Annotated in this window: 12 protein-coding genes; 3 read left to right on the top strand and 9 right to left on the bottom strand. The window is 70.2% G+C overall.

The features are described 5' to 3' along the window. Positions 1-9: 9 nt before the first annotated feature. Together ACSHWB_RS04835 and ACSHWB_RS04840 are read left to right on the top strand one after the other, a co-directional pair. Positions 10-135, top strand: coding sequence for a hypothetical protein (locus tag ACSHWB_RS04835; RefSeq protein ID WP_439660880.1), 126 nt, complete (start codon positions 10-12; stop codon positions 133-135). Between the two features lie 107 nt (positions 136-242). Continuing rightward, positions 243-695 (top strand): hypothetical protein, encoded by a 453-nt coding sequence (locus tag ACSHWB_RS04840; RefSeq protein ID WP_439660881.1) that lies wholly within the window; start codon positions 243-245, stop codon positions 693-695. Positions 696-698: 3 nt separating this feature from the next. On the opposite strand, the gene ACSHWB_RS04845 is transcribed toward ACSHWB_RS04840, so the two are convergent. From ACSHWB_RS04845 to ACSHWB_RS04880, 8 genes are all read right to left on the bottom strand, one after another. Continuing rightward, a complete protein-coding gene (locus ACSHWB_RS04845; RefSeq protein ID WP_439660882.1) occupies positions 699-1448 on the bottom strand; it encodes a cell division protein FtsQ/DivIB in 750 nt (249 codons plus the stop codon). After that, a complete protein-coding gene (gene murC / locus ACSHWB_RS04850; protein ID WP_439660883.1) occupies positions 1445-2812 on the bottom strand; it encodes a UDP-N-acetylmuramate--L-alanine ligase in 1368 nt (455 codons plus the stop codon). Before murC ends, ACSHWB_RS04845 begins: the two co-directional genes overlap by 4 nt. Further along, positions 2809-3912: an undecaprenyldiphospho-muramoylpentapeptide beta-N-acetylglucosaminyltransferase gene (gene murG / locus ACSHWB_RS04855; protein ID WP_439660884.1), complete on the bottom strand. Its 1104-nt coding sequence runs from the start codon at positions 3910-3912 to the stop codon at positions 2809-2811. The genes murC and murG overlap by 4 nt, the downstream gene beginning before the upstream one ends. 33 nt (positions 3913-3945) lie before the next feature. After that, entirely contained in the window at positions 3946-5412 is a 1467-nt protein-coding gene (gene ftsW / locus ACSHWB_RS04860) for a putative lipid II flippase FtsW (RefSeq protein WP_439660885.1), read from the bottom strand. Positions 5413-5644: 232 nt separating this feature from the next. After that, on the bottom strand, positions 5645-7018 hold the full coding sequence (gene murD, locus ACSHWB_RS04865; RefSeq protein ID WP_439660886.1) for a UDP-N-acetylmuramoyl-L-alanine--D-glutamate ligase: 1374 nt from the start codon (positions 7016-7018) through the stop codon (positions 5645-5647). Positions 7019-7022: 4 nt separating this feature from the next. Continuing rightward, the gene (gene mraY / locus ACSHWB_RS04870; protein WP_439660887.1) at positions 7023-8108 is read right to left on the bottom strand and encodes a phospho-N-acetylmuramoyl-pentapeptide-transferase; all 1086 of its coding nucleotides are present in this window, start codon (positions 8106-8108) and stop codon (positions 7023-7025) included. Further along, positions 8105-9565: a UDP-N-acetylmuramoyl-tripeptide--D-alanyl-D-alanine ligase gene (locus tag ACSHWB_RS04875; RefSeq protein ID WP_439660888.1), complete on the bottom strand. Its 1461-nt coding sequence runs from the start codon at positions 9563-9565 to the stop codon at positions 8105-8107. Before ACSHWB_RS04875 ends, mraY begins: the two co-directional genes overlap by 4 nt. Further along, a complete protein-coding gene (locus ACSHWB_RS04880) occupies positions 9562-11088 on the bottom strand; it encodes a UDP-N-acetylmuramoyl-L-alanyl-D-glutamate--2,6-diaminopimelate ligase (protein WP_439660889.1) in 1527 nt (508 codons plus the stop codon). Before ACSHWB_RS04880 ends, ACSHWB_RS04875 begins: the two co-directional genes overlap by 4 nt. Before the next feature lie 276 nt (positions 11089-11364). On the opposite strand from ACSHWB_RS04880, the gene ACSHWB_RS04885 reads away from it, so the two are divergent. Then, positions 11365-12114: a universal stress protein gene (locus ACSHWB_RS04885; protein WP_439660890.1), complete on the top strand. Its 750-nt coding sequence runs from the start codon at positions 11365-11367 to the stop codon at positions 12112-12114. Here ACSHWB_RS04885 and ACSHWB_RS04890 read toward each other — a convergent pair. After that, positions 12111-13298 carry a putative glycoside hydrolase gene (locus tag ACSHWB_RS04890; RefSeq protein ID WP_439660891.1) on the bottom strand — a complete coding sequence of 396 codons (1188 nt, stop codon included), beginning with the start codon at positions 13296-13298 and terminating at the stop codon, positions 12111-12113. The genes ACSHWB_RS04885 and ACSHWB_RS04890 overlap by 4 nt on opposite strands. Positions 13299-13314 lie beyond the last annotated feature (16 nt).

A 13314-nucleotide genomic window follows, 5' to 3' on the forward strand; every position in this document is an offset into this window, starting at 1 on the left:
AGGCATGTCTTGGCACCCGCACCCGCGTCCGTGCGTTCGCTCGTCATCGAAGCGATCGTCCTGGAACTCGTCACGAGCAGGCTGGGCAGCCTCGTCGTACGAGCCGCGCTGGCGCGACTGAGGCCGAACGGCTGACGGGCGCCCAACGCCGTCGAGGCCGCCGGCACCACGGCGATGACAGCACGACCTCGAACCGAAGGACCGCAGTGGAACCATTTCCGCCAGTAGTGGCCGTAGAACCGGTGCAACCACCGAAACGCCGGCCGCCGTGGCTCGCGATCGGTTTCGCGCTGGTGGCGCTGACAGCGGGCGGGATCGGCTTCGGGCTGGGCAGGGCCACCGGTCCCGACCTGCTGCGCTCCGCCGACACGAGTTCGGCCGCGCCGTCCACGTCGTCATCGCCCGGGGTGTTCACGATCAGCGGGTCGATGACGGTGAACGGCAACTGCGGATCAGGCGGCTACAGCGACATCCGGCTCGGCGGCCAGGTCGAGATCGTCAACCAGGAGAACGAGGTTCTCGGCGTCGGCACGTTGATGACCGGGCTGGGGTCGTGCAAGTTCAACTTCAGCGTGAGCGGAATCCCCGAGGACGAGCGGCTGTACGGCGCGAAGATCGGCAACGCCAACCGCGGTGTGATCTGGAAGAGCCAGCAGGAAGCCGAGACCGAAGGCTTCCACCTGACGCTCGGTTGAGGGCTAGGAGACCGTGGCCAGGTCCGGCGCCGACACGTCGTACGTCGTGCCCGGCCGCGAGAGCAGCACCGTCAGCACGGCTCCCTTGCGCGCCGTGTCCTCGGAGCTGCCCCACTTCACCACGCGGTTGCCCGTCAGCGTCAGCCTCACGTCGGCACCGGTCGTCGCCGCCACCGACACCACCTCGGGTCGCAGCTTCTCCGGCAGCTCGTTCACGACCCCGACCACGGCGCGAGTGGCCGGGTCCGAGGACGACGGCAGCGTAAGGACAAGCTCGGGGACACCTTGTGCCGCCGCCGGCACGATCGCGTAGTCCTTGCCGGTGGAGTCGACCAGGTGGAAGCCGTCCGGCAGCTTCACCGAGCCGACCGGGACGCGTTCGGTGAGCAGCAGCCGGACCGTGCCGGGGAGCTGGCGTTCGACCTCGACCGCGGCGACACGCGGGATGCCGGCGACGCGGTCGTGGATCTCCTGGAGGTCCAGGCGCACCAGCGGTGAGCCGGACTCGATCGCCGCGACGGCGCGGACCTCGTCCTCGGTCAGCGCCACGTTGCCGCGGACGTCCACCTGGTGGACGCCGAGCAAGGGCGTGAAGAAGACGCAGTAGGCCAGCGCCACGACGGAAAGCACGGACAGCAGCGCGACGAGGCGGCGGCGCAGGATCACCCTGCGCCGCGCCTTGTACTCAGCGCTCTTCGGTCTCCGGTTCGCGGGGCGAACTCGCGTGGACCTGCCGCGAACCGGTGCGCTCATGACAGCGCGCTGACGATCTCGGGGCCGAGCATCGTCACGTCACCCGCGCCCATGGTCACCACCAGGTCGCCCTCCCGCACGAGCGACGCCACCAGGGCGGGCACGCGGTCGAACGACGGCTCGTAGTGCACGGAGGCCGTGACCTGGTCCGCGATCAACGCGCCGGTCACGCCGGGCTCCGGCTCCTCGCGGGCGCCGTAGACGTCCAGCACGACGACCTCGTCCGCCAGCGACAACGCGGCGGCGAACTCGGTCGCGAACGTCCGGGTCCTGGAGTACAGGTGCGGCTGGAACACCACGATCACGCGACCGGCACCCGCCACCGGACGCGCGGCCCGCAGCTGGGCGTCGACCTCGGTCGGGTGGTGCGCGTAGTCGTCGTAGACCGACACGCCGTTGCCGCGGCCCTTGAACTCGAACCGGCGCCGCACACCACCGAAGGCGGCGAGGCCCTCGAGCAGCCCGGCCTGGTCCGCACCGAGCTCCAGACCGGCCAGCAGAGCGGCGATCGCGTTCAGCGCCATGTGCTCGCCGGGGACCGCGACCTTGACCTCGATCTGCACGCCGTCGATCTCGACCGACGCCAGGCCACCGGACTCCAGCGGCTTGTAGTCGACCAGACGCGCGTCGGACGCGGAACGGCCGTACTCGCGCACCCGGATCCCTCGCGCACGGGCCTCGGCGACCAGCCGGACCGCACCGGGATCGTCCACACAGGACACCAGCACGCCGCCGGGCACGATCCGCTCCAGGAACGAGTCGAACACGGCCGTGTAGGCCTCGACGGTGCCGTGGTGGTCCAGGTGGTCGGCCTCGACGTTCGTCACGACGGCGACGGACGGCGAGAAGAACAGGAACGAGCCGTCGGACTCGTCCGCCTCGGCCACGAACACGCCGCCGGTGCCCTGGTGGGCGTTGGCGCCGGACTCGTTCAGGTCACCACCGATCGCGAACGACGGGTCGACCCGGCAGTGCTGCAACGCGACGGTGAGCATCGACGTCGTCGACGTCTTGCCGTGCGTACCGGCAACACACACGACGCGGTGGTCTTCCATCAGCGCCGCGAGAGCCTCGGCCCGGCGCAGCACGGTGATGCCGCGTTCACGGGCCGCCGCGTACTCGGGGTTCGTCTCCTTGATCGCGGTCGACACCACGACCTCGGTCGCACCGCCGACGAGCTGGTCGAGGTTCGAGGCGTCGTGACCAACGGCGATCCGCGCACCCTGGGCACGCAGTGCCAGCACGGTCCGCGAGTCCTTGGCGTCCGATCCGGACACCTGCACCCCGCGCGCCAGCAGGATCCTGGCGATGCCGCTCATGCCGGCACCACCGATCCCGACGAGGTGAACGCGTTCGAGACTCACTTCTTGATCACCTCCAGCACGATGCGGGCGAGGACCTCGTCCGCCTCACGACGGCCGGTGCCCAGCGTCGCGGCGGACATCTGCGCCAAGCGGTTGCGGTCCGCCATCAGCGGCACGACCAGCGACGCCACCTTCTGCGGCGTGAGCTCCTCGTCGGGCACCAGCAGGCCACCGCCTGCGGAGACGACGGGGCCCGCGTTCAGCGCCTGCTCGCCGTTGCCGATCGGCAGCGGCACGAACACCGCGGGCAGGCCGACGGCCGACACCTCGGCGACGGTCATCGCGCCAGAACGGCACAGCACGGCGTCCGCGGCGGCGTACGCCAGGTCCATGCGCTCCAGGTACGGCACCGGCACGTACGCCGGGGCGCCCGGAACCTGTTGCACCGCAACGGAGTTCTTCGGGCCGTACGCGTGCAGCACACCGACGCCGGCGCGGGCGAACTCCGCCGCGACGGGCGCCACGGCCTCGTTGATCGAACGCGCGCCCTGCGAACCGCCGAACACCAGCAGCACCGGCGCGTGCGGGTCCAGGCCGAAGAACCGACGGGCCTCGTCGCGCAACGCGGCGCGGTTCAGCGTCGTGATCGACTGGCGCAGCGGGATGCCGATGATCTCCGCGTCGGTGAGACCGGAGTCCGGCACGGCCGCCGCGACGTGCGCGGCGAACTTGGCGCCGACCTTGTTCGCGAGACCGGCCTTGGCGTTCGCCTCGTGCACCACGATCGGCACGCGGCCACGCGCGGCCAGGTACGCGGGCAGCGCCACGTAGCCGCCGAAGCCGACGACGACGTCCGCGCCGACGCGCTCCAGCACCTCACGCGTCTGCTTCACGGCGCCGCGCACGTTCAGCGGCAGCTTGAGCAGGTCCAGGGTGGGCTTGCGCGGCATCGGCACCGGCGGGATCAGCTCCAGCGGGTACCCGCGGGCCGGCACGATCTTGCTTTCGAGGCCGCGCGCGGTGCCGAGAGCGACGACGCGTGCGTCCGGCCGCAGCCGCATGACCGCGTCGGCCAGCGCCAGTGCCGGCTCGATGTGTCCGGCGGTGCCACCGCCCGCGACCACGACGCACGGACCACTGGGGGCAGGGTGCCCGGTCAAGACTTCTCCCAAGTTATGTCGGCTGAAGAATCATCAGTTGGATCGCCCGCGACCGCGGGTCGCCCGGCCTTGCTCTGAACGGCCCTGCGTGCGCCGCGAGTCGCGGCGACGGTACTCCGAAGGCGGAGCGGACCGTCCAGCCATACGACGTTCGTCCATGACCGGAAGTTGCTGTGTGCGTGATCGCCCTGGTGCGCGCGGGGGCGTGGACGGACGGACCGGCTTGCGCTTGGCGGGCGGCCGGTACGCCTCGGGAGCGGGCAGCCTGAGCAGCCCGCCGACGCGGCCGGGACCGATCGACCGCAGCGCCGCCACGGCGTCGGGTTCGTGCCGGGCGCAGTTCGCGAGGATGCCGAACACGATCATGGTGATCACGATCGACGTGCCGCCGGAGGAGATCATCGGCAGCGTGAGACCCGTGACCGGCAGCAGCTTCACGACGTAGCCGATGTTGATCGCGGCCTGCGCGACCAGCCATACCGTCAGCGTCGCGGCCACGATCCGGATCCACGGGTCGGTGTTGCGCGACGCGATCCGCAGGCCCACCCACGCGAGCGAGCCGAACAGCACCAGCACCAGCGCGCACCCGACGAACCCGAGCTCCTCGCCGATGACGGCGAAGATGAAGTCCGACTCGACGTTGGGCAGGTACCGCCACTGCGAGCTGCCCCGCGCGAGTCCCTTGCCGAACAGGCCGCCGTCGGCGAGCGCGAACATCGCCTGACGCGCCTGATGCCCCGCGCCCTCCGGATCGGCGTCGGGGTTGAGGAAGGTCGTGACGCGCTGGAGCCGGTACGTGGCACCGATCGCGAGCACGACGGCACCCGCCACCGCGCCACCGGCGATCACGCCGAACAACCGCATCGGCGCGCCCACGAACCACAGCAGGCTGATCAGCACGACGCCGAGGGTGATCGTGCCGCCGAGGTCGGGCTGGAGCATGACCAGCGCGAACACCAGCATCGCCACGGGCACGACGGGCACCAGCAGGTGCCGGTACTGCGACAGCAACGCGCGCTTGGTGACCAGGACGTGCGCGCCCCACAACGCCAGGGCGAGCTTCACGGCCTCGATCGGCTGGAACGAGATGGGCCCGAGCGTGAACCACGAACGCGCGCCACCGCGGACGTCACCGAGCGGCGTCAGCACGAGTGCCAGCAGCAGCACGCCGATGCCCATCGCGGCCGTCGAGAAGTGCCGGAGCTTGCGCAACGGGAACCGCAGCATCACCCAGAACAGCACGGCGCCGATGCACACGTAGATCAGCTGCTTCTGGAACACGCTGTACGCGGACACACCCGAGGCGACCTGTCCCGGCGCGGAGGCCGACAGCACCATCACCAGGCCGAGCACGGTGAGCATGCCGAAGATCGCGAGCAACAGGTGGAAGTCGGCCAGCGGGCGGCCCAGCCACGAGGTCATCCCGCTGCGCAACGAGGCGATGCGGCCCGCGGGACGAACCTTCCGCTTGCTTCTCGGCTTGTCGGCGACGACGGTCACCAGATCATCGTCTCCTGTGTCAAGCGCTCAAACGGGGATTCCTGGGGCGTGTCGCCCTCTTGGTGTCGTGACCGCCGGCCTTTGCCCCGTATTTCGACGGTCAGACGGGTGCCTCGCGGTGCCGCCCCCGCGCCCTCGTACCGGTAGTACGGGGGCGCGGGGGCGGTGTCGCGAGGCGCCCTGCTGAACGCCGGAAGACGCGGTGAAGGCCGGCGGTCACGACACCATCACCCTACCGACCACCCGTCAGGCGGTTCACGGCGTCCGTGAACGCCTGTCCGCGGTGCGCGTAGTCGCTGAACATGTCCATCGACGCGGCCGCCGGAGCGAGCAGGACCGTGTCACCGGACTGCGCGAGCTCCTGCGCCGCACGGACGACGTCGAGCATCGGATCCTCGTCGTCGGCGAGGTCGAGCGAGCGCACGGGCACGTCCGGCGCGTACTTCGCCAGCGCGTCCGCGATCACCTGACGGTCGGCGCCGATCAGCACCGCGCCCCGCAGCCGATGGGCCTCCGAGCGCACCATGTCCTCGACCGACGCGCCCTTCAGCAGTCCGCCGGCGATCCAGACGACGCTGTCGAACGCGCGCAACGAGGCCACGGCCGCGTGCGGGTTCGTCGCCTTCGAGTCGTTGATGTACTTGACGTCCGCTGCGTCGACGGTGACGAGCACGGCGCGGTGGGCGGCGGGTTCGAACGCCTCCAAGCCCTCGCGCACGGCCTCGGACGGCACGCCGTACGCGCGCGCCAGGGCCGTGGCGGCCAGTGCGTCCGCGATGCCGGGAGGGCCCGCCGGGCGGATCTTCGCGACCTCGACCAGCGCCTCGTCGTCGGCGAACGCGCGGTCGACCAGCCAGCCGTCGCGCACACCGAGCTGGCCGTCCTCGGGCTCGTCGAGCGTGAAGCCGATCCGGTCCCGCGCGGGCGAGGCCTCCAGCAGGTCGCCGACCAGTTCGTCGTCGAGCCAGCCGATCGCCACGTCACCGGTGAGGATCTGGGCCTTGGCCTGGGCGTAGGCCTCCATGCCGCCGTGCCAGTCGAGGTGGTCCTCCGCGAGGTTGAGCAGCGCGCCCGCCTGCGGACGCACCGACGGCGCCCAGTACAGCTGGAAGCTCGACAGCTCCACCGCGAGCACCCGGCGACCGGCCAGCAGCGCGTCCACAACGGGCAGGCCGACGTTTCCGCAGGCCACGGCGTCCGCGCCGGCGGCGTGCAGGATCGACTCCAGCATGCCGACCGTGGTGGTCTTGCCGTTCGTGCCCGTCACCGCGAGCCACACCGGCGGGTCGGCCAGTTCGGTGCCCATCCGCCAGGCCAGCTCGACCTCGCCGATCACCTCGATGCCCGCGGAGGCGGCGGCCGCGAGCAGCGGGCTGGACGGCTGCCAGCCAGGGCTCGTGACCACCAGCGAGGTGCCGGCCGGCGGCTCGGCCAGGCCGGGCACCAGTTCGACGCCTTCGAGCAGGGTCTCCAGGGCGGCCAGTCGTTCCGGCGACGAGTCCGTCACCACGACCTCGGCCCCCGCCGCGAGCAACGCCTCCGCGGCGGACCGGCCGGTCACTCCAGCACCGGCGACCAGCACCTTCGAACCAGCCAGCTTGGTCATCGTCCTAGAACCCGCCCGTCAGCCATTCGCTGTAGAAGACACCGAGACCGAACATGCAGCAGATACCGCCCATCAACCAGAACCGGATGATGACCGTGGTTTCCGCCCAGCCCGCGAGCTCGAAGTGGTGGTGGAACGGTGCCATGCGGAACAGACGCCGTCGTGAGGTGCGGAAGACGGCGACCTGCAACGCCACCGACAGGGCCTCGACCACGAACAGACCACCGATGACGATCATCAGCAGCTCGGTGCGGGTCGCGATCGCGAGACCGGCCACGAGACCGCCGAGCGCGAGCGAACCGGTGTCACCCATGAAGATCTTGGCGGGAGCCGCGTTCCACCAGAGGAAGCCGATGCAGCCCGCCATCGCGGCCGCGGCGATCACCGCGAGGTCCAGCGGGTCGCGGACGTCGTAACACCCGGCGACCGAGTAGCTCGAGCAGCTCCAGCGGAACTGCCAGAACGAGATCACCACGTACGTGCCGAACACCATCGCCGACGAGCCGCCGGCCAGACCGTCCAGGCCGTCGGTCAGGTTCACGGCGTTCGACCAGGCGGCGACCATGCCGTAGCAGAAGACGATGAACCCGATGACGCCGAACGAGACCACGGTGATGTCGCGGACGAACGACAGGTTGACCGACGCGGGCGTCAGGCCGTCCTTGTTCGGGAACTGCAGCACCAGGATCGCGAACGTGATCGTCGCGATGAACTGGCCGACCAGCTTCGCCGTCTTGTTCAGGCCCAGGTTGCGGGCCTTGCGGATCTTGATGAAGTCGTCGAGGAAGCCGACCACGCCGAGCGACGTCGTCAGCATCAGCACGAGCAGGCCGGACGCCGTCGGGGTCTGCCCGGAGGCGGAGGCCGACAGCGAGTTCACGAGGTGCGTGCCGAGGTAACCGGCCCACATGGCCACCAGGATGGCGAGGCCACCCATGGTCGGCGTACCGCGCTTGGTCTTGTGGTGCTGCGGACCGTCCTCACGGATCTCCTGGCCGAAACCCTGGCGGGAGAAGATCTTGATCAGGTAGGGCGTCAGCAGGATCGACACTGCCAGTGCGATCGCTGCGGCGATCAGGATGCTCTTCACTTGGTTCCTGCCTCCAGCAGGGCCTCGGCAATGCGCCACAGGCGATAAGCGTTGGATGCCTTGACCAGCACGACGTCACCGGGCCGGACTTCCCCCCGTAGCAACGCGATCGCCGCGTCCGCGTCCGGCACCCTGACGGATTCGTCTCCCCAAGATCCTTCCAGGTGCGCACCCTGGTGCATCGCGCGGGCCGCTTCACCGACGACGACCAGCTTGCTGATGTCCAGGCGCACCACCAGGCGGCCGATCTCGTCGTGCTCGCGCACCGCGTCGTCGCCCAGTTCCGCCATCGGGCCGAGGACGGCCCAGCTGCGGCGGGCGGGCGTGGAGGCGCGCGAGATCGACGCGAGCGACTTCAACGCCGCCTTCACCGAGTCCGGGTTCGCGTTGTAGGCGTCGTCGATGACCGTCACGCCGTCGGGACGGTCGGTGATGACCATGCGGTGTGCGGAGACCCGCTGCGCGCCGCTCAGCCGCTTCGCCACCTCGGCGGGCGTGGCGCCCAGTTCGAGCGCGATCGCGGCGGCGACCAGCGCGTTGCCCACCTGGTGCGGGCCGTTCAGCGACAACGCGACGTGGGCGTCTCCCTGTGCGGTCTTCAGCGTGAAGCTCGCACGGGCCTGCTCGTCCAGCTCGATGTTCTCCGCGCGGACGTGCGCGCTCGGGTTCTCACCGACCAGTACGACCTTGGCCTTGGTGCGGCTCGCCATGCCCGCGACCAGCGGGTCGTCGGCGTTCAGGATCGCGACGCCGTCCTCGGGCAGCGACTCGACCAGCTCGCCCTTGCCCTGCGCGATGCCTTCGCGGGAGCCGAACTCGCCGACGTGCGCGGTGCCGACGTTGAGCACGGCACCGAACTTCGGTGGCGCGATCCGGCAGAGGTTCTCGATGTGGCCGATGCCGCGTGCGGACAGCTCCAGCACCAGGAACCTGGTGTCCTCGGTGGAACGCAGCGCGGTCCACGGGTGGCCGAGCTCGTTGTTGAACGACTCCGGCGGCGCGACGACCTCTCCGGCCGGCGCCAGCACCTGGGCGATGAGGTCCTTGGTGGACGTCTTGCCCGCGGAGCCGGTGATGCCGACGATCGTCAGGTCCTTCAGGCGGTCCGTGACGTGGCGGGCGAGCTTGGCCAGTGCCTCGAGCACCGCCGCGCCCTCGCCCGTCGTGTCGCCCGCGAGCACGTAGGCGTTGGCGTGCTTGGTCTCCACCGGCGGCGCGATCACCGACGGCGCGTCGACCTCGCGGCCGGCCAGCACACCGGCCGCGCCGGACGCCACCGCCTGCGCGGCGAAGTCGTGGCCGTCCACGCGTTCGCCCGGCAGCGCGAGGAAGAGCCCTCCCTCGGTGACCTTGCGGGTGTCGAACTCGATGGTGCCGGTGACCACCGGACTGCCATCGGTCGCGTGCAAGCGTCCGCCGACGATCTCAGCGATCTCGGCGAGCGTGAGTGCGATCAACGGTGCGCCTCTCTGATCGCGGCGGTCAGCGTCTCGACGTCCGAGAACGGATGGATCACGCCGGCGATCTCTTGTCCCGTCTCGTGTCCCTTGCCCGCCACGACGACGACGTCACCCGGATGGGCCAGCTCGACGGCCTTCTCGATCGCGAGCCTCCGGTCGCCGATCTCGAGCACCTCGCCCCGGTTCGCGGTGGCGAGGGCCCCTTCGAGCATGGCGGCCCGAATAGAGGACGCGTCTTCGCTCCTGGGGTTGTCATCGGTGATGATCAACACCTCGGCGCGTTCGGCGGCGGCCTCGCCCATCAGCGGGCGCTTGGCCCGATCCCGGTCGCCACCGCAGCCGAGCACGACGATCACCCGGCCGTCGGTCTTGGCGCGCACGGCGTCGAGCGCGAGCGCGACGGCGGCGGGCTTGTGCGAGTAGTCGACGACGGCCGTGAAGGCCTGGCCCTCGTCGATGCGCTGCATGCGGCCGGGCACCTGGACGTTGGCCAGACCCTCGGCGATCGCGCCGGCGTCGATGCCCTCGACGTGCAGGCAGGCGATGGCCAGCAGGGCGTTCGCGATGTTGAAGCTGCCCGCCAGCGGCAGGTGGATCCGGATGTCGCCGCCGGGGCCGTGCGCGGTGAACGTCTGCTCGCCGGTCGCGGACACCTCGACGTCGCTCGCGGTCCAGGTGGCGGGCTTGGTCGTGGCGACGGTGATGGTGCCCGGCTTCACGAGCCGCTCGCCCCACTCGCCGTCGACGCAGACGACCTCCTTGCGCGCGCGGCCGTCGAACAGCTGCGCCTTGACCTGGAAGTACTCCTCCATGTCTGCGTGGAAGTCGAGGTGGTCCTGGCTCAGGTTCGTGAACGCGCCGATCTCGAACTCGGTGGCGGCGACGCGGCCCATGTGCAGCGCGTGGCTCGACACCTCCATCGCCACGTCGGTGACCCCGCGCTCGGCCATGACCGCGAACAACGCCTGCAGGTCCGGCGCCTCGGGCGTGGTGTGGGAGCTGCCGAGCTGCTCGGCGCCGATGCGGGTGCCGACCGTGCCGATCAGGCCCGTCTGCTTCCCGGCGGCGCGCAGCACCGACTCGATCATGTACGTGGTGGTGGTCTTGCCGGACGTGCCGGTGACACCCCACAGCTTGATCTTGGTCGACGGCTGTCCGTAGACGTGCGCGGCGAGCAGGCCCACGACCTCGCGGGGGCGTGGGTGGATCAGCACGGGCACGTCCTTGAGGGCGTCGCGCGCGGCTCCGGCCTCGTCGGTCAGCACGGCGACGGCACCGTTGGCGATGGCCGTCTCGGCGAAGTCGGCGCCGTGCACCGTGGCACCCGGCAGCGCGGCGTAGAGGTCTCCGGCGACCACGTGCTGTGCACGCAGAGTAACCCCCGTCACCTGGACGTCGGCATGCGCTGGCCTGGTCAGGTGCACGTCGGCCACCGCGGCGAGAGCAGCCACGGAAGCAGGGCGAATGGCGTTGGGGCGGGGCGGGGCGGTCGCGACCTTGCCCTCGAGCTTGGCAGGCACGGGCAAGAGGCTACCGGCGTACGCAGAGTGGCCGGGCGGCGCGTTGGCGTTCGGGTGATGATCGGCTGTCCTGGGCCGTTCGAGTGGCCGGTCCCGCAGGTCCGGGTAGGTGAGCCCGTCCGGCCGAACAAGTTCCTGCCCGCTTGGTGACTTCCGGCCCTGTGAGCGCGGGGGCACACGCGGTGAGGTAGGGGTCGGCAGGAGGCGGCAATGAAAACCAGCACGGCGGCGGAACCCAGGAGATTCTCCTTCTGGGCTCCCGATTTCAGTCGTTCAGTGACAGTCGGAGTCGACACTTCCGAGTTCGCCTATCACGCTTTCGAGTGGGCCGCGCGGCACGCGTGGTCGCTCCGAACGGATCTTCAGGTCTACCTCGCGGACCCCGGTGACACGACGGTCCAGCGGGTCCTGGAACGACTTCCCATGCTCACCGCCCACTTCCGCCCGAGCGGGGACGACCCGGTGGCCGCACTGGTGAGGGCGTCGGACTCCAGCGCGACCTTGGTCTTGGGGTGCAAAGGTGAACAGCACCGCGGCCTGGGGCTGGGCTCCCTCGTCCTCCCGGTGTTGCGCCGCGCGCGGTGTGGTGTCGTGGTGGTGCGCGGACGTCCACAGGCGATCCGCGGCGAACACGGCTGGATCACCGCTGCCGTCGGCGGGTGCGAGGACCCGGTCGTGCTGCGGCGCGCGGTCGAGCTCTGCCGCACCCGCCGAGCGCGGCTGCGACTGCTGCACGTCCACCTGCCCGCCCAGCACGGCGGCGAGGTGCCGCGCGACGAGGCCGCGATCCGCCGGGCCGTGTTGTTCCTGCGCACCACCGCGCCCGAACTGACCCCCGAGGTCCAGGTGGAGTCACGGCATCCGCACGAGACCCTGGCCGCGCTGGACTCCGACCTCGTGGTCGTGGGACGCGGTGGGAAGCACGACGGCGTCGGACTGGTCACGCGGGCCGCGCTCTACCACTCGTCGTGCCCGGTGCTGGTGGCCCGGCCCGAACCCCTGCAGGAGGAACGCGCGGCGTTCTAGCAGTTCTTGCGCAGCACAGTTCCCGTCGTGCCCGGCAGAGCCACGAACGTGACCGGTGCGCCGTGCTCGTTGAACTGGGTCTCGGCGAGCCGGACGGTGACGGGCCCGGTGCCGGTCCTGTTGGCGTTGACGATCACGGTGCCGCACGCGAAGTCGCGCTGGTGCACGTTCTTCGCGATCTCGTGGTGCTCGCCGAGCGGGGCACCGAGGTCCCAGTCGTACTCGTCGCGCCACTGCGAGGGGTTGTCGTAGCGGTCGGTCTCCTCGATCTCGGAGATCGCCGCGTGCTCGCCCTTGGCCAGCAGGTAGCTCGCGAAGGCGTAGCGGAAGGGCTGCTCGGCGCCGCTGTGGTGCGGCTGCACCCAGGTGATCTTGCCCTTGGCCTCGTTGGCGGTGATCTGGGCGATCTGCCTGCTCCAGCCCTGCGAGTACTCGGAGAGCAGGTCCTGGTCGCCGAAGGTCAGCCACCACTCGTCGAAGCCGCCGTCGAGGTGTTCGACGTAGGAGTCCCACGCGCCGTCGTGCAGGCGGGCGTTCGACATGTTCGCGACGGTCTTGAGGCCCGCGTCCACGAACTTCTGCCTGGTGTTGGCCAGCATCGAGCGGTAGGCCTCGCGCATCGACTCGTCGGTCGGGTACGCTTTCGGGCAGACGCCCTCGTGGTAGGTGTCGCAGGCGAACAGCGCGTTGTCCATGAAGACGCCGTCGAAGACCTTCGCCGACGACTTGACCACGTTGTCGGCCCAGGCGTTCTGGTAGTCGGCGTTGCCGACGTCCATCTGCCAGTGGCCCTCGTAGCCGCCGTACTCGAAGCGGTTGCCGGCGGAGTCGGTGAGGAACCACGACGGGTCGGCCGCGCAGTACCCGACGCCGGTGGGGAGATCCGAATCGTCGACGCCACCGGAACAGGCGTAGCTGCGGGTCGAGGAAAGATCTTTGTAGACGAACGCCTGAATCTCCGGGTTCGCCTTCTTGAGCTTCGCGGCAAGATCGGTTTCCCAGGCGTTCAGCACGACGTACGAACGTCGTTTCGCCTCGACTTCGATCATTTCCTCGGACACCGTCGTGCTGTTCATGTGCAGCCAGTACGACTTCACGTCAGGGTCTTCCTCCGGCGCCTGAACAGGAGCGACGGGCGCCACCCCCAGCAAGAACGCCAAGATCGAATATCCGATGGAACGCACGACGCACATCACCTCG

The sequence above is a fragment of the Lentzea sp. HUAS TT2 genome (assembly GCF_051853195.1).
Lineage (GTDB): Bacteria > Actinomycetota > Actinomycetes > Mycobacteriales > Pseudonocardiaceae > Lentzea.

Bases quoted from the DNA above. Each gene is read 5' to 3' on its own strand.
- ACSHWB_RS04845 (WP_439660882.1), bottom strand. From the start codon at position 1,448: ATGAGCGCACCGGTTCGCGGCAGGTCCACGCGAGTTCGCCCCGCGAAC.
- murD (WP_439660886.1), bottom strand. From the start codon at position 7,018: ATGACCAAGCTGGCTGGTTCGAAGGTGCTGGTCGCCGGTGCTGGAGTG.